At 63.4% G+C, this 15,924-nt stretch carries 12 protein-coding genes; 7 read left to right on the top strand and 5 right to left on the bottom strand.

Annotation, left to right across the window (positions count from 1 at the left end; all coding sequences use genetic code 11):
* Nucleotides 1-100: 100 nt before the first annotated feature.
* The 3 genes from topA (at nt 101) to C2H86_RS20215 (ending at nt 3,601) form a co-directional block, all read left to right on the top strand.
* Entirely contained in the window at nt 101-2,713 is a 2,613-nt protein-coding gene (gene topA, locus C2H86_RS20205; protein ID WP_159409511.1) for a type I DNA topoisomerase, read from the top strand.
* A gap of 88 nt (nt 2,714-2,801) precedes the next feature.
* Nucleotides 2,802-3,317 carry a DUF6586 family protein gene (locus C2H86_RS20210; protein WP_159409512.1) on the top strand — a complete coding sequence of 172 codons (516 nt, stop codon included), beginning with the start codon at nt 2,802-2,804 and terminating at the stop codon, nt 3,315-3,317.
* A 50-nt stretch (nt 3,318-3,367) separates the two neighbouring features.
* A complete protein-coding gene (locus C2H86_RS20215; protein WP_004376430.1) occupies nt 3,368-3,601 on the top strand; it encodes a hypothetical protein in 234 nt (77 codons plus the stop codon).
* A 39-nt stretch (nt 3,602-3,640) separates the two neighbouring features.
* On the opposite strand, the gene sulA is transcribed toward C2H86_RS20215, so the two are convergent.
* Nucleotides 3,641-4,117 carry an SOS-induced cell division inhibitor SulA gene (gene sulA, locus C2H86_RS20220; protein ID WP_159409513.1) on the bottom strand — a complete coding sequence of 159 codons (477 nt, stop codon included), beginning with the start codon at nt 4,115-4,117 and terminating at the stop codon, nt 3,641-3,643.
* Nucleotides 4,118-4,130: 13 nt separating this feature from the next.
* Nucleotides 4,131-4,739 (bottom strand): transcriptional repressor LexA, encoded by a 609-nt coding sequence (lexA, locus tag C2H86_RS20225; RefSeq protein WP_159409514.1) that lies wholly within the window; start codon nt 4,737-4,739, stop codon nt 4,131-4,133.
* A gap of 212 nt (nt 4,740-4,951) precedes the next feature.
* On the opposite strand from lexA, the gene C2H86_RS20230 reads away from it, so the two are divergent.
* From C2H86_RS20230 to nagZ (C2H86_RS20245), 4 genes are all read left to right on the top strand, one after another.
* The gene (locus tag C2H86_RS20230; protein WP_159409515.1) at nt 4,952-5,659 is read left to right on the top strand and encodes a TetR/AcrR family transcriptional regulator; all 708 of its coding nucleotides are present in this window, start codon (nt 4,952-4,954) and stop codon (nt 5,657-5,659) included.
* A gap of 40 nt (nt 5,660-5,699) precedes the next feature.
* On the top strand, nt 5,700-6,224 hold the full coding sequence (locus C2H86_RS20235; RefSeq protein ID WP_159409516.1) for a L,D-transpeptidase: 525 nt from the start codon (nt 5,700-5,702) through the stop codon (nt 6,222-6,224).
* A 22-nt stretch (nt 6,225-6,246) separates the two neighbouring features.
* A complete protein-coding gene (nagZ, locus tag C2H86_RS20240) occupies nt 6,247-7,245 on the top strand; it encodes a beta-N-acetylhexosaminidase (RefSeq protein WP_205524630.1) in 999 nt (332 codons plus the stop codon).
* Nucleotides 7,246-7,419: 174 nt separating this feature from the next.
* Nucleotides 7,420-8,430, top strand: a complete 1,011-nt coding sequence (gene nagZ, locus C2H86_RS20245) for a beta-N-acetylhexosaminidase (RefSeq protein ID WP_159409518.1) — start codon at nt 7,420-7,422, stop codon at nt 8,428-8,430.
* Nucleotides 8,431-8,489: 59 nt separating this feature from the next.
* On the opposite strand, the gene C2H86_RS20250 is transcribed toward nagZ (C2H86_RS20245), so the two are convergent.
* From C2H86_RS20250 to mfd, 3 genes are read right to left on the bottom strand one after another with little or no spacing between them, the layout of a single operon-like run.
* Complete coding sequence (locus C2H86_RS20250) at nt 8,490-11,804, bottom strand: DEAD/DEAH box helicase (RefSeq protein WP_240349727.1); 3,315 nt, start codon at nt 11,802-11,804, stop codon at nt 8,490-8,492.
* A 28-nt stretch (nt 11,805-11,832) separates the two neighbouring features.
* Complete coding sequence (locus C2H86_RS20255) at nt 11,833-12,405, bottom strand: CsiV family protein (RefSeq protein ID WP_159409520.1); 573 nt, start codon at nt 12,403-12,405, stop codon at nt 11,833-11,835.
* A 9-nt stretch (nt 12,406-12,414) separates the two neighbouring features.
* Nucleotides 12,415-15,864, bottom strand: a complete 3,450-nt coding sequence (gene mfd, locus C2H86_RS20260) for a transcription-repair coupling factor (protein WP_159409521.1) — start codon at nt 15,862-15,864, stop codon at nt 12,415-12,417.
* Nucleotides 15,865-15,924: the final 60 nt, after the last annotated feature.

Raw genomic sequence — 15,924 nt, forward strand, 5'->3', positions numbered from 1 at the left:
TCGACCACGCTTGACCTCACTCTTTTGCCACTATATATAGCGGTGCCGCGTCTGGCACCTGACGCGTTTTTCATCTTCAGATTCAGGAATACTCCGATCCATGGGCAAATCGCTGGTCATTGTGGAATCCCCGGCCAAGGCCAAGACCATCAACAAGTACCTGGGCAACCAGTACGTGGTGAAGTCGAGTATCGGCCATATCCGAGACCTCCCCACCAGCGGTTCGGCCAGCGCAAGCAAAGAGCCGGCCGCCAAGCGTGGCAAGGCCGCTGCGGGTGAGGCTCCGGCGCTGTCGCCGAAAGAGAAGGCCCGTCGCCAGCTGGTGGCGCGCATGGGCGTCGACCCCGAGCACGGCTGGAAAGCCAAGTACGAGATCCTTCCCGGTAAGGAGAAGGTGATCGAAGAGCTGCGCCGCCTGGCCAAGGATGCCGACACCATCTATCTCGCAACCGACTTGGACCGCGAAGGGGAAGCCATTGCCTGGCACCTGCGCGAAGCCATCGGTGGTGACGACACCCGCTACAAGCGTGTGGTGTTCAACGAAATTACCAAGAAGGCGATCCAGGAAGCGTTCTCGCAGCCGGGCGAGCTGGATATCGACCGGGTCAATGCCCAGCAGGCGCGGCGCTTCCTCGACCGCGTGGTGGGTTACATGGTCTCGCCGCTGCTGTGGGCCAAGATCGCCCGTGGCCTGTCTGCCGGCCGCGTGCAGTCGGTGGCGGTGAAGCTGGTGGTCGAACGTGAGCGCGAGATCCGTGCCTTCGTCCCGGAAGAATACTGGGAAGTGCATGCCGACCTCGGCACTGCCAAGAACGCCAAGGTGCGCTTCGAAGTGGCGCGGGAGAAGGGTGAAGCCTTCAAACCGCTGAACGAAGCCACGGCCATGGCTGCGCTGGAGAAGCTCAAGGCTTCCAGCTACAGCGTGATCAAGCGCGAAGACCGCCCGACCAGCAGCAAACCGTCGGCCCCGTTCATCACCTCCACCCTGCAGCAGGCTGCGAGCAACCGCCTGGGCTTCGGGGTGAAGAAGACCATGATGATGGCCCAGCGTCTGTACGAAGCGGGTTACATCACCTACATGCGTACCGACTCGACCAACCTGTCGGCCGACGCCCTGGACATGGCGCGTAGCTACATCGAGCGCGAGTTCGGCAAGCAGTACCTGCCGGAAGCCCCGCTGGTATATGGCAGCAAGGAAGGCGCCCAGGAAGCGCACGAGGCGATTCGCCCCTCGGACGTCAACACCCATCCGACCAAGCTCAGCGGCATGGAGCGGGACGCGGAGCGCCTGTACGAGCTGATCTGGCGCCAGTTCCTGGCCTGCCAGATGCCGCCAGCACAATACCTGTCCACCAGCGTCACCGTGGCCGCAGGCGATTTCGAGCTGCGTGCGAAGGGTCGCATCCTCAAGTTCGACGGTTACACCCGCGTGCTGCCACAACAGAGCAAGCCGGGCGAAGACGATGTGCTGCCGGAAATGGCCCAGGGCGAAGCGCTCAAGCTGATTCAGCTCGACCCGAGCCAGCACTTCACCAAGCCGCCGGCGCGCTTCACTGAAGCCAGCCTGGTCAAGGAAATGGAAAAACGCGGCATTGGCCGCCCGTCGACCTACGCGGCGATCATTTCCACCATCCAGGATCGTGGTTACGTCACTCTGCACAACCGCCGCTTCTACTCCGAGAAGATGGGCGACATCGTCACCGAGCGCCTGTCGGAAAGCTTCTCCAACCTGATGGATTACGGCTTTACCGCCGGCATGGAAGAGAACCTCGACGACGTGGCCCAGGGCGAGCGTGACTGGAAGAACGTGCTCGACGAGTTCTATGGCGATTTCAGCAAGAAGCTGCTGACCGCCGAATCCGCAGAAAGCGGCATGCGTGCCAACCAGCCGACCATGACCAACATTCCGTGCAAGGAATGCGGCCGGCCGATGATGATCCGCACCGCCTCCACTGGCGTATTCCTTGGTTGCTCGGGTTACAGCCTGCCGCCGAAGGAACGTTGCAAGGCGACCGTGAACCTGGTGCCGGGCGACGAGATTGCCGCGGACGACGAGGGTGAATCGGAATCGCGCGTGCTGCTGGGCAAGCACCGCTGCCCGATCTGTGCCACGGCAATGGATGCCTACCTGCTGGACGAGAAGCACAAGCTGCACATTTGCGGTAACAACCCGGATTGCGCCGGCTACGAGATCGAAGAGGGCAGCTACCGCATCAAGGGCTACGAAGGGCCGAGCCTGGAGTGCGACAAGTGCGGTAGCGAGATGCAGCTCAAGACGGGCCGTTTCGGCAAGTTCTTCGGTTGCACCAACCCGACTTGCAAGAACACCCGCAAACTGCTCAAGAGCGGTGAGGCAGCGCCACCGAAGATGGATAAGGTGGAAATGCCGGAGCTCAAGTGCGAGAAGGTCGACGACACCTACGTGCTGCGTGACGGCGCTTCGGGGCTGTTCCTGGCTGCCAGCCAGTTCCCGAAAAACCGCGAGACCCGTGCACCGCTGGTGCTGGAGATCGTGCCGCACAAGCACGAGATCGATCCGAAGTACCACTTCCTGTGTGATGCGCCGCAGAAGGACCCTGAAGGTCGCCCGGCGGTGATTCGTTACAGCCGCAAGACCAAGGAGCAGTACGTGCAGTCCGAGGTCGATGGCAAGCCGACTGGCTGGAAGGCGTTCTACGACGGTGGTAGCTGGAAAGTCGAAGACAAGCGCTGATCCTTCAGCACTGTAATTGGGGCCGCTTTGCGGCCCCAATCATTTATGATGCAGCTATCCGCCTCGCAGCCTTACGGAGGGCACTGAAATGGCCCAGGAACTCTATACCCGCACCAACCAGAAACTGTTCTTCGCAGGCCTCGCCCTGGAGTCGATGGCCAAGGCCGAGCAGAGCCAGGCCATGAATGCCCAAGGCCTGGTTCAGGCCGAGCGCGAGTCGGCGCTGTTCCACCTGTACGGCGCGCTGTTGGGGCTGTGTCATGAAATCGGTGGTTTCTATCGCCTGCCCGTGGTGGCTTCGGTCGAGCAGGCGTTGGCCGACGATGCGCTGAACAACATCGCCATTCCTGAAGTTGCAGAGATGCTCGAGCTGGTTCGCCAGCGCGAAACCTGGTTGGCGCAACTGCTCAGCTCTTATGCCGATTTGTTCCGACCACCGGTCGCGAAAAAAGCACCCAAAACTGACGTCACCCAGCCGCTGATTCAGGCCGTCAATCTCGATGAGCCCGAGCATCCTGCACTTTCGCGGGAAGAGCTGGAAAGCTGGCGTAATGACCTCAAAGGCTTGGTGAGACGTTTCCGCGACGCGTTGAGTGAGTGCTGATAGCCGCAGCGGCTGGTACACTAACGGCCTTTCGTGGAGAACTGCCCTATATGTCTACGTCGTTTCTGGAAATTGTCGAGTTGCCTGATGGCCGTATCGAGCTGCGTCGCGCCGAGGATGAAGGCTCCCTGGTAACCCTGGATTTCTCGGAAGACGCCAAGGCGTTTCTGCAGGGCCAACATGTAGAGGTTGCCAAGGCCATGCTGAGCGTTGGCGTGCAGATGGCAGGTCGCCTGATGGATGGTGAGCTGGAGCGCGACGAAGGGCCGCGCGTGCTGCACTAAAGCGTCTGCTTGTACTGCTTCACAGGCAAAGCCTGAACATCAGCCGAGGCGGATGTTCAGGCTTTGTGCGTTTCCGGCACTCGCTGCGCGTAACAGTTGTTGGCGAGCGGTAGCGTTGACGCTGCCAAGCCAGCTGACGACCGTGTGGCTGCGGCCCAGGCGCAGCGCTTCGCAGGCCAGTTGCAGCGCGCTCTGATTGCCGCGGGGATGCAGCAGCAGGATCCGTTCGCGGTTAAGCCCGGCATCACGCAGCCAGGCCTGGGTCAGGCTGGCCGGTGGGGCGATCAGCGTCAGCCAGCGGGCTTCTTCCTCTTCGCTCAGTTCACGCAGCACCGGTGCCAACAGGCTCTGGCAGTGTTCGGTGGCGCCACGCAGGGACAGCTCGCTAAACAGCTCCGGATGGCTGCTCTTGCGTGCCTGCTCGCTGGCCTTCAGGCCTGGCAGTACCGGCTGGGCGAGGAACGCTTCGAACAGTGGAAGTTGGACCTGCTGATGTGCTTGGATGGACTGCTGCATGACGCCTCCTGGATCAGCGGCGAATGACGCCGACACTCAAACCCTCGATCACCAGTTCCTGTTCTTTCAGGTCGACTTCGATGGGGGCGAACTCGGGGTTTTCGGCGATCAGCCAAACTTTGCTGCCTTCGCGCTTGAAGCGCTTGACGGTCACTTCATCGCCGATGCGGGCGACGACGATCTGGCCATTACGGGCCTCGCGGCAAGTGTGCACGGCAAGAAGGTCGCCGTCGAAGATGCCGACGTCCTTCATGCTCATGCCGTGCACGCGCAACAAATAGTCGGCTGGGGGGTGGAAGAAGGTCGGGTTGATGTTGCAGGATTGCTCGATGTGCTGCTCGGCGAGGATAGGGGCGCCAGCCGCTACGCGGCCGATGATCGGCAAGCCGTTTTCTTCGGGCTTGGCCTCGACGCCCGGGATGCGGATGCCGCGGGAAGCGCCCGGGGTCATTTCGATCGCGCCTTTACGGGCGAGGGCCTTGAGGTGCTCCTCGGCGGCGTTCGGCGACTTGAAGCCCAGCTCCTGAGCGATTTCCGCACGCGTCGGTGGGAAGCCGTTGTCTTCGAGGCAGCGTTTGATGAAGGCCAGGATCTCGGCTTGGCGTGGCGTCAGTTTCAACATGGCAGGCGCTCTGTCTTTTTATACAGTGACTGGAATTATATACAGTACTGGATGCGCTGCAAGCACAAAGCAACGGGAAATACGCAGGATGACGCTTGCAGCCTGCAGTCTGGCGCTTTTAAATGGCGACCGCCCAGTCACCGAGCCTTGACATGAGCAGGCCTGAAACGTATGTTTCAAACACCTGTTTGTCTCTGTCTGGCGGAGTAGTGATGGCCCAATCTGAAACCGTTGAACGCATCCTCGATGCTGCCGAGCAGCTGTTCGCGGAACGAGGCTTCGCGGAAACCTCATTGCGGCTGATCACCAGCAAGGCCGGGGTCAACCTCGCAGCGGTCAACTACCACTTCGGCTCGAAGAAGGCGCTGATCCAGGCGGTTTTCTCGCGCTTCCTCGGGCCATTCTGCGCCAGCCTCGAGCGCGAGCTGGAGCGGCGTCAGGCCAAGCCCGAGCAGAAACCCAGCCTCGAAGAGCTGCTGGAAATGCTGGTAGAGCAGGCACTGGTCGTGCAGCCGCGCAGCAACAACGACCTGTCGATCTTCATGCGCCTGCTGGGGCTGGCCTTCAGTCAGAGCCAGGGCCACTTGCGGCGCTATCTTGAGGACATGTACGGCAAGGTGTTCCGCCGCTACATGCTGCTGGTCAACGAAGCCGCACCGCGGATTCCGCCGCTGGAGCTGTTCTGGCGCGTGCATTTCATGCTCGGTGCCGCGGCGTTCAGCATGTCCGGGATCAAGGCGTTGCGCGCCATTGCCGAGACCGATTTCGGCATCAACACTTCGATCGAGCAGGTCATGCGCCTGATGGTACCGTTCCTGGCCGCCGGCATGCGTGCCGACACCGGTGTCACCGACAACGCCATGGCCAGCGCCCAGCTGCGCCCGCGCAGCAAGACTGGCGGCACCACCGCCAAGGCCTGAAGGCTGGGCGGGGCAGGGCGCTTCGGCTAAGCTAGTGCCCATGCCTGACCTCGATTTCCTGCACATTTCCCTCGCCGACCAGCGCCTCTATGGCTTTGCCCAGGGCCAGCTGCGCGTGCGCGTTGCTGTGTCCACTGCGCGCAATGGCGCGGGTGAGCGCATCGGCTCGGGTTGCACGCCGCGCGGGCTGCACCAGGTGCGTGCACGGATTGGCGCAGGCTTGCCAGTCAATGCCGTGTTGCAAGGCCGGCGCTGGACTGGCGAGGTCTGGTCGCCAGCGCTGCACGCGCAGCATCCCGGGCGTGACTGGATCCTGACCCGCATCCTCTGGCTCAGCGGTTGTGAGCCGGGCATCAACCGTCTGGGCAGTGTCGACACCTTTCGCCGCTACATCTATCTGCACGGCACGCCAGACACGGAACCCTTGGGCGTGCCGCTGTCCCATGGCTGCATACGTTTGCGCAACACCGATCTGCTTGGCCTGTTCGAACGTGTTCCGGCACATTGCCCGGTGCGTATCGACGAGGCCGCCTGCCCCCAGTGGGCTTCACTGAATTTGCAATGAAGGATTGTCTATGACCGCCAGCCTGCAAGGCTCCCTGATGGTGGATATCGCCGGTAAATGGCTGACTGCCGAAGATCGCCAGCTCCTGCGCCAGCCGGAAGTGGCCGGCCTGATCATCTTTGCCCGCAACATCGACAGCCCGCGCCAGGTGCGCGAGCTGTGTGCTTCGATCCGCGCCATCCGCCCCGAGCTGATCCTGGCGGTCGACCAGGAAGGGGGGCGGGTACAGCGCCTGCGCCAGGGCTTCGTGCGCCTGCCGGCGATGCGCGCCATCGCCGACAATGCCAATGCCGAGTACCTGGCCGAGCAGTGCGGCTGGCTGATGGCGACGGAAGTGCTGGCGGTCGGCCTCGACCTCAGCTTCGCTCCGGTGCTCGACCTCGACCACCAGCGCAGCGCGGTGGTAGGCAGCCGTGCCTTCGAAGGTAACCCTGAGCGTGCCACGCAGCTGGCCGGCGCGTTCATTCGTGGCATGAATGCAGCGGGCATGGCGGCCTGTGGCAAGCACTTCCCGGGGCATGGCTGGGCCGAGGCGGATTCGCACGTGGCGATTCCTACCGACGAACGCAGCCTCGATCAACTGCGCCAAGCGGACCTGGTGCCGTTCTCCCGCCTCAGCGGGCAACTGGCGGCGGTGATGCCGGCGCATGTCATCTACCCGCAGGTTGACAACCAGCCGGCCGGGTTCTCGCGGCGCTGGCTGCAGGACATCCTGCGTGGTGAGCTTGGTTTCGAGGGCGTGATCTTCAGTGACGATTTGTCGATGGCCGGTGCACAAGTTGTCGGTGACGCGGCTAGCCGTATCGAAGCCGCATTGAGCGCGGGTTGTGATATGGGGCTGGTGTGCAACGACCGAGCAGCTGCAGAGCTGGCCTTGAGTGCGGTACAGCGTCTCAAGGTCAGGCCGTCGCCAAGGGTTGCCAGCATGCGTGGTCAGGGCTTTGCGCGCACCGACTACCGTCAGCAGCCGCGTTGGCTGCACGCCCTGGGAGCGTTGCAGGACGCACAACTCGTCGATTGAAGCGGGCTTCAGACTGACTACAAAAACAGCTTGATTGGGGTGGGCTGGTGAGGGATGGGCTGGGAACTGCTGCCCTGTGCCACCCTCCAGATCACGCAAAGGAGACTCGGGCAATGCACAGATGCCTGTGCTTTCCCGTAATGGGTAACTGGTCTCCTATTTGAGGTTTTTGTCATGACAGTTTGTATGCAGGGCGCTTTGATGGTTGATATCGATGGCAAGCGGTTGACGCCTGAGGATCGACAGCTGCTGCGCCAGCCCGAAGTCGCGGGTCTGATCCTTTTTGCCCGCAACATCGAACACCCGCGCCAGGTGAGCGAATTGTGCCAGTCGGTGCGCGATATTCGCCCGGATTTGATCATTGCAGTCGATCAGGAAGGTGGGCGGGTACAGCGTATCCGCAAGGGTTTCGTGAGGCTGCCGTCCATGGCGCAAATTGCCAGGAGCGACAATGCCGAGCGACTGGCCGAGCATTGTGGTTGGCTGATGGCGACAGAGGTGTTGGCCATCGGTATCGACATCAGTTTCGCTCCCGTGCTGGATCTGGACTATGGGCGAAGCGCTGTCATTGGAGAGCGTGCCTTTGGTCGTGACCCTGAACGTGTCGCAGTGCTGGCGGGCGCATTCATCCGTGGGATGAACGCTGCGGGCATGGCCGCGTGCGGCAAGCATTTCCCCGGGCATGGTTGGGTCGAGGTCGATTCGCATGTAGCAATTCCGACGGATACCCGTAGTCTTGAAGAGCTGCGCGGGGCGGACTTGGTGCCATTCGCGCGGCTATCATGGCAGCTGGAGGCGATGATGCCTGCGCATATCATCTATTCAAAAGTCGACAATAAGCCGGCCGGGTTCTCGAAGCGTTGGATTCAAGAAATTCTCAGGGGGGAACTCGGTTTTGAAGGGCTGATCTTCACTGATGACCTGTCGATGAAAGGCGCTAGCGGGGTTGGCGACATCGCTGATCGCGTTGAGTCGGCATTCCGTGCGGGATGTGACGTGGGGCTGGTATGCAATGACCGAGCTTCGGCAGAGCTCGCTCTTGAGAAGGCGCAGTGCATGCAGGTCAAACCATCGCCGCGCCTTGCCCGGATGCGCGGCTTCAGCTTTGCACGGACCGACTATCGCCAGCAGCCACGTTGGGTGGAGGCGTTGGGGGCATTGAGGGAGGCGCAATTGGTGGCTTGATCGCAACCGGCCTCTTCGCGTCACACCGTCGTGAAGAGGCCGGTACAGGGTAAACCTGCTTAGCGTCCACGCTTGCCTGGTAATGGAGCAAACAGCGCCTCGATCTCGTCATCCCCCAGCCGCCACTGCCCCGCCTGTCCACCATCGAGCAGGCTCGCCGCCAGCGCTGCCTTCTCCTGCTGCAGCGCCTGGATCTTCTCTTCCACCGTCCCCCGGGTAATCAGCTTGAACACAAACACCGGCTTGTCCTGGCCAATCCGGTAGGCGCGGTCGGTCGCCTGTTTCTCGCTGGCAGGGTTCCACCACGGGTCGAAGTGGATCACGGTATCCGCAGCGGTGAGGTTCAACCCCACACCCCCAGCCTTGAGGCTGATCAGGAACACTTCGCTGTCCCCCTGCTGGAACTGTTGCACCGGCGTGCGCCGGTCGCGGGTGTCACCGGTGAGCAGGCTGTAGCGGATCTTGCGCTTTTCCAGCTCCTGCTCGATCAGTGCCAGCATCGAGGTGAACTGCGAGAACAGCAGGACCCGGCGCCCCTCGCTGAGCAGCTCTTCGAGCATCTCCAACAGCGCGCCGAGCTTGCCCTTGTCGGCCTGGTTGCCCTTGGTCTCGACCCCTTTGACAAGACGCAGGTCGCAGCACACCTGGCGCAGCTTGAGCAGGGCGTCGAGGATAACGATCTGGCTGCGCGCCGCACCATTGCGGGCGATTTCGTCGCGGACCTTCTTGTCCATGGCCACGCGCACCGCTTCGTAGGTGTCGCGCTGGGCGTCGCTGAGCTCGACCCAGTGGACCATTTCGGTCTTGGCCGGCAGCTCGGTGGCCACTTGTTCCTTGGTGCGGCGCAGCAGGAATGGGCGCACCCGGCTGACCAGGTGGGCCAGGCGCTCGGTGTCGGCGTGGCGTTCGATCGGGGTGCGGTAATCCTGGTTGAAGCGTTTCACGTCCCCCAGCCAGCCGGGCATGAGGAAGTGGAAGATCGACCACAACTCACCCAGGTTGTTCTCCATTGGCGTGCCGGTCAGACACAGGCGCTGGTTGGCCTGCAGGTCGCAGACGGCGAGGGCGGCCTTGCTGGTGCTGCTCTTGATGTTCTGTGCCTCGTCCAGCACCAGCACATGCCAGGCTTGCGCGCGCAGGTGTTCCAGGTCGCGTGGTACCAGGGCATAGGTGCTGAGCACCAGGTCGTAATCGTGCAACTTGGCAAAGTGCTTGCTGCGACCTGGGCCGTGCAGGGCCAGTACGCGCAGATCGGGGGCGAAGCGTCGGGCTTCGTCGAGCCAGTTGGGCACCAGGCTGGTGGGCATCACCGCCAGTGCCGGAGCGGTCAGGCGCCCGGACTGTTTTTCCAGCAGCAGGTGAGCCAGGGCCTGAAGGGTCTTGCCCAGGCCCATGTCGTCGCCGAGGATGCCGCCGGTACCCATTTCGCGCAGAGCCTGCAGCCAGTTCAGGCCCTGCTGCTGGTAGGGCCGCAAGGTGGCGTTGAGCCCGTCCGGCACGTCGACCTGCAGGTCGCGGGCATCGCGCAGGCGCCGGCCGAGGTCGCGCACATGGGCGCCGCCTTCCCAGTGCAACGGCAGGTGCTCGATGTCGTTCAGGCGTGCGGCGTCGGCGCGGTCCATGCGCAGGGTCGGGCCAACCGCATCTTCGTGCAGATACAGCTCGCCGAGGGTGCCCATCACCGCCTTGATGCGGCCGTAGGGCAGGGCGACGCGCAAGGCCGGGCTGTCAAGGCGGCCGCGATTGAGGTCGATCAGCAGGTGCTCATCGTCGCTGCGCCGCGCCAGCTCGCTGGGGCGCAGCAGCTCAGGGTTGCTGCGCAGCAGTTGCAGCACGATCGGCAGCAGGCTGTGGCGCTGGCCTTCGACCACGATGCCCAGCTCCAGGTCGAACCATTCATGCCCGGGTGCTTCGTCGATGCTGGCGTACCAGTCGTCCACGTCCTGCAGGTTGAAGGCGAAGTCGCGGTGGATGTCGATGTCCCAGCCGGCTTCTCGCAAGCGTGGCAGGCCATCTCGGGCGAAGCGCAACCAGGCTTCGTCGTCGGGCAGCTGGAGCATCTCGCCAGCGCTGTCGGGCAGGGCCTTGCTCTGCCGGGTGGCGGGCTTGAAGCCGAGGTCGCGCAGCACCTTGCGCAGCGTCTGCTCGGCCTGGGGCTGGCGGCGGATGCGCTGGCTGGTGGTGTCGACCAGGCGGGTCAGTGGTTTGTCGTCGCTGCCGCTGGCGCGCAGGCCGTCATAGTCAAAGGCCAGGGCGGCGCGGTGCTGCATCTGCCGCTGCATGCGCCCGGTCTTGGGCATGTAGGCACTGAATTCGAGGCTGCCAAGGGTCAGGTGGGGCTTGGGTTGAATATGCTCGACCACTTCGCTGCGCACGCTTGTGGGGGTAGGGACCTGGCGATTCAGCGCGTTCAGCCGATGGCTCAGCGGGATGATCAGATGCTCTGGCACCGTAGGTGCACTTGCCAACTGGCTGGCAACAAAGGGATCCAGATCATGCAGCAGTTTGCCGGTAAGCCCCGTCTGGGTGTCAATGTAGTAGAGCGGGTCCAGTGGCAGTGCTGTGTCATGCACTTTGCCATCGTGCTGCCAGGCGCCGCGATAGCTGCCGTTGTCGAGCCTTACCCAACGAAATTCGGCTTGTAGTGCAGGGCCGGGGGACAATGGCGTTTGATGACCCCACATCAAGCGCCCGCTAGCCAGTGCGAATTCGTACAGCTCTGCGCCTTTTTTCCCCTCCAGCCTGGCAATGGGCAGACTGTAATCTTTGCCGAGGGCATCAATCAGCCTCAGGATGCGCAGGTCTTCATCCGTTACATAGCGCGGCGTGTAGTAAAGCAGTTCAGGCAGTGAGCCAGGGCGCCCCAGAGTCAACTGGCCATCGGCTTGTCGTGTGCCTTTGAAAACGCTGAGCATGCACCTGCCGTGCTCGTTACTGAGCAGGTAGTAGAGCGAGGGGCCTTTGCGCTTGGCGGGCTCTGAAGGCTCTGCCGTAACTTCCAGGGTCTCTACCCAATGGGCGAGCTCAGGGGGCAGGTCAAGTGACTGCTGTACGGCTTCCATAGGGGCGGGCGACGTTTCTTGATCGCCCTCGGAGCAATCCGGACCCTGTTCCAGTAGATACAGAGCGGCTGCGCAATGCTTGCAGTTCTCTCCTACAGGGCAAGAGCACGTGCCTTCGCATTCCAGGCCATCCTCAGTCATGTCCAGAGTAATGCGCTGATAGTAAGTGCGGCCTGCCGAACCTTTGCATTGAGCACGGATCGTCATGTCAAGGATCGACACGATCTCGCTTCTGTCTTCATCGGCATATTCCTGGCCGCGCCGCAGGGTCCTGCGATCAAACCCGATCTGCCAGCCTTTGTGTGCACGCACGAAGAACTGCGCATCGCTCTGGCTCACATCACTGCTCCATCATCTCCGGGTCCATCACTGGCATCTTCGGCGTGCCCGGTGGCGTGACCTTCAGCAGCAGGGCCAGGTGGCCGCCATCAAGGAAGGTCAGCTGGCCGCCTTTCATGTTGCTGTTGCTCTGCTTGAACTGCTCGCTTTGCAGCACGTTACCGTTGCTGTCGAGCTGGTTGACCCAGAAGCTGGCCTCTACGGCGATGAAGCGGCCGGCGGTGATGCCCAGGTTGCCCTCGATGGGGAAGTGGCCGAACTGCTCGTTGCCGGCGCCCAGGGCGATGCGGCTGGTGTCGCTGCTGACCGGCTGCTGCCAGGCCTTGTGCAGCAGCACGGTGTAGTCGGCGGTGGCCTCCAGCCGGGTGGCCTCGTCCTGCAGGGCCAGTGGGCGCTCGGCGCCCTTGTCCAGGCGTGGGGCGCCCGCGCTCCAGTCTTCCGGGGCGAACGGGCTGGTGAAGGCGGGCACGCTGTTCTGCCGCACCAGGATCATTTCCACCTGATACATCCCTTCGGCAAAGGCGGCCGGCGCAAACAGCGCGAGCAGCAGGGTCAGGCAACGGATGGCACGCATGGATCTTCCTTAGGCAGGCTGTGGGGTCAGGCGCTCGAACAGCGCCTCCAGGGTATTGAAGCGTTCTTCGGGGCGTTCCATCGGTACCAGGAAACGGAACTGTGTCGCGCCTTCGAACTTGTAACGTTTGGGCTGGCCCTGGATCAGCTTGATCAGGGTCAGCGGATCGACCGGGGTCTCGGCCTCGAATTCGAGCTTGCCGCCGTTAGGGCCAGCGTCGACCTTCTTGATGCCGAGGGTTTCCGCCTGCAGCTTGAGCTGGGTCAGGCGCATCAGGTTCTTGGTTGGCTCGGGCAGCAGGCCGAAGCGGTCGATCATCTCCACTTGCAGGTCCTTGAGGCCTTCTTCGTCGGCCGCCGAGGCGATGCGCTTGTAGAGGATCAGGCGGGCGTGCACGTCGGGCAGGTAGTCCTCGGGGATCAGTGCCGGCAGGCGCAGGTTGATCTCTGGGCCGCCGCCGAGCGGTTGCTCGAGGTTTGGCTGAGTGCCCTTGCGGATGGCCTTGACCGCGCGTTCGAGCATTTCCATGTACAGGGTGAAGCCCACCGCCTGGATCTGCCCGCTCTGGCCTTCGCCAAGCAGCTCGCCGGCACCGCGGATTTCCAGGTCGTTGGTGGCCAGCACGAAGCCGGCACCGAGGTCCTGGGTGTTGGCGATGGCCTCCAGGCGCTTTTCGGCATCGGCGCTGATCTTCTGCCGCTGCGGCGTCAGCAGGTAGGCGTAGGCCTGGTGGTGGCTGCGGCCAACCCGGCCGCGCAGCTGGTGCAGCTGGGCCAGGCCGAACTTGTCGGCACGCTCGATGACGATGGTGTTGGCACTGGGCACGTCGATGCCGGTCTCGATGATGGTCGAGGCGATCAGCACGTTGAAGCGCTTGTGGTAGAAGTCGCTCATCACCTGTTCCAGTTCGCGTTCGCGCATCTGCCCATGGCCGATGCCGATACGCGCTTCCGGCACTAGCTCGGCCAGTTCGGCGGCGCACTTCTCGATGGTTTTCACATCGTTGTGCAGGTAGTAAACCTGGCCGCCGCGCAGCAGCTCACGCAGCAGCGCTTCCTTGACCGTGCTCTTGTTCTGCTCCATGACGAAAGTGCGCACCGACAGGCGTCGCGCCGGCGGCGTGGCGATGATCGACAGGTCGCGCATGCCCGCCACCGCCATGTTCAGCGTGCGCGGGATCGGCGTGGCGGTCAGGGTGAGGATGTCCACTTCGCTGCGCAGGGCCTTGAGCTGCTCTTTCTGGCGCACGCCGAAGCGGTGTTCCTCGTCGATGATCGCCAGGCCCAGGTCCTTGAAGCGCACGTCATCCTGCAGCAGCTTGTGGGTGCCGATGAGGATGTCGATCTTGCCTTCGGCGAGGTCGGCGGCCGCAGCGGCCACTTCCTTGGCCGACTTGAAGCGGCTCATCACCTCGACCTTCACCGGCCATTCGGCGAAGCGGTCGCGGAAGCTGTTGTAGTGCTGCTGGGCGAGCAGGGTGGTCGGCACCAGCACCGCCACCTGGCGGCCGCTGTGCACGGCGATGAAGGCTGCGCGCATGGCCACTTCGGTCTTGCCGAAGCCGACGTCGCCGCACACCAGGCGGTCCATCGGCTTGGGTGCCAGCATGTCGACCCGTACCGCCTCGATGGCCGCTTGCTGGTCGGGGGTTTCCTCGAACGGGAAGCCTGCGCTGAACGTGGCGTAGTCGGCAGCCGGGTCGGCAAACGCATAGCCCTTGCGCGCAGCGCGGCGGGCATAGATGTCGAGCAGCTCGGCAGCCACGTCGCGGACCTGTTCGGCGGCCTTGCGCTTGGCTTTCTGCCAGGCTTCGGAGCCCAGCCGGTGCAGCGGCGCCAGGGCGTCATCGCTGCCGGTATAGCGGGCAATCAGGTGCAGGTTGGCCACCGGCACATACAGCTTGGCGCCCTCGGCGTATTCCAGGGTGAGGAATTCGGCGGCCTGGCCGTCGATTTCCAGGGTGGCCAGGCCCAGGTAGCGGCCCACGCCATGGTCGATGTGCACCACCGGCGCGCCTTCGCGCAGTTCGGTGAGGTTCTTGATGACCGCGTCGTTGGCTGCCTCGCCGCGTTTTTCACGGCGTCGGCGCTGCATCACGCGCTGGCCGAACAGCGGGCTCTCGGCGACCAGGGCGATGGCCGGGTCATCCAGCAGCAGGCCGTCGTCGAGCGGGGCGATGGTGATCGCCAGGCGCTCGCGGCCGGTGATGAAGTCGGCCCAGCTGTCGACCGTCTGCGGGCGCAGCTTGAGGCGTTCGAGCAGCTCCAGCAGCACCTCGCGGCGGCCCGCCGATTCGGCGGTAAACAGCACGCGGCCGCTGAACTGGTCGAGGAACCCGGCCAGCGCCGCCAGCGGCTGGTTGGCCTTGGCTTCGATGGCCAGGTTGGGCAGGGCGCGTGCCGGGAAGCGTTCGCGGCCGGCACCGGCTTCGATGTCATCGGCGCTGACCACCACCCGTGGCCACTGCTTGAGCTGGGCGAAGCAGTCTTCCACGGGCAGGAACAGTTCGGCTGGCGGCAGCAGTGGGCGGGTCAGGTCACCACGGCGTTCTTCGTAGCGCCCGCGAACGTCGTTCCAGAAGTGCTCGGCAGCCTGCTCGACGCCCGGCAGCGAGAACACCTGGGTGTCGGCGGGCAGGTAGTCGAACAGGGTCGAGGTTTCTTCGAAGAACAGCGGCAGGTAGTACTCGATACCGGCGGGAATGATGCCGCTGGCCAGGTCCTGGAAGATTGCGCTGCGGCGGAAGTCGACATCGAAGCGCTCACGGAAGCGCGCCTTGAAGCGGGTCACCTCTTCCTTCTGCATGGGGAACTCGCGTGCCGGCAGCAGGCGGATCGAGTCGACCTTGTCGATCGAGCGCTGGGTCTCCGGGTCGAAGGTGCGCAGGGTCTCGATCTCGTCATCGAACAGGTCGATGCGATAGGGCAGCTTGCTGCCCATCGGGAACAGATCGATCAATGCGCCACGCACGGCGAATTCACCATGCTCGTAGACCGTGTCGACGCAGCGGTAGCCGGTGGCTTCCAGGCGCGTGCGCATCTGCTCGACGTCAATGGTCTGGCCTACGTCCAGCACCAGGCTGCTGCCCAGCAGGAAGCGCGTGGGGGCCAGGCGGTGCAGGGCGGTGGTGATCGGCACTACCAAAATGCCGTGGCTCAGCTCCGGCAGCCGGTAAAGGCTGGCGATACGCTGGGAAATGATGTCCTGGTGCGGCGAGAACAGGTCGTAGGGCAGGGTTTCCCAATCGGGAAACGGCAGCACCGGCAGGTCCGGAGCAAAGAAGCGCAGCTCCTGTTCCAGACGATCGGCCGCCTGGCTGTCGGCGGTCAGCAGCAGGGTGAAGCGGCCCGCGCTGCTGGCGGCCTCGGCGATGGCCAGGCTGAGGGCGGCACCGGGCAGGTTGCCCCAGGTTTGTTTGCCGGCCGTGGCCGACATTTGCGGAAGGCGCAGAACTGACACGGGAGATTGCACTCCAAGCGTTGCGGCAAAGAGATCGATTGTACCGGTGACGGTGCCTGC

The organism is Pseudomonas putida (assembly GCF_009883635.2).
Classification (GTDB): domain Bacteria; phylum Pseudomonadota; class Gammaproteobacteria; order Pseudomonadales; family Pseudomonadaceae; genus Aquipseudomonas; species Aquipseudomonas putida_W.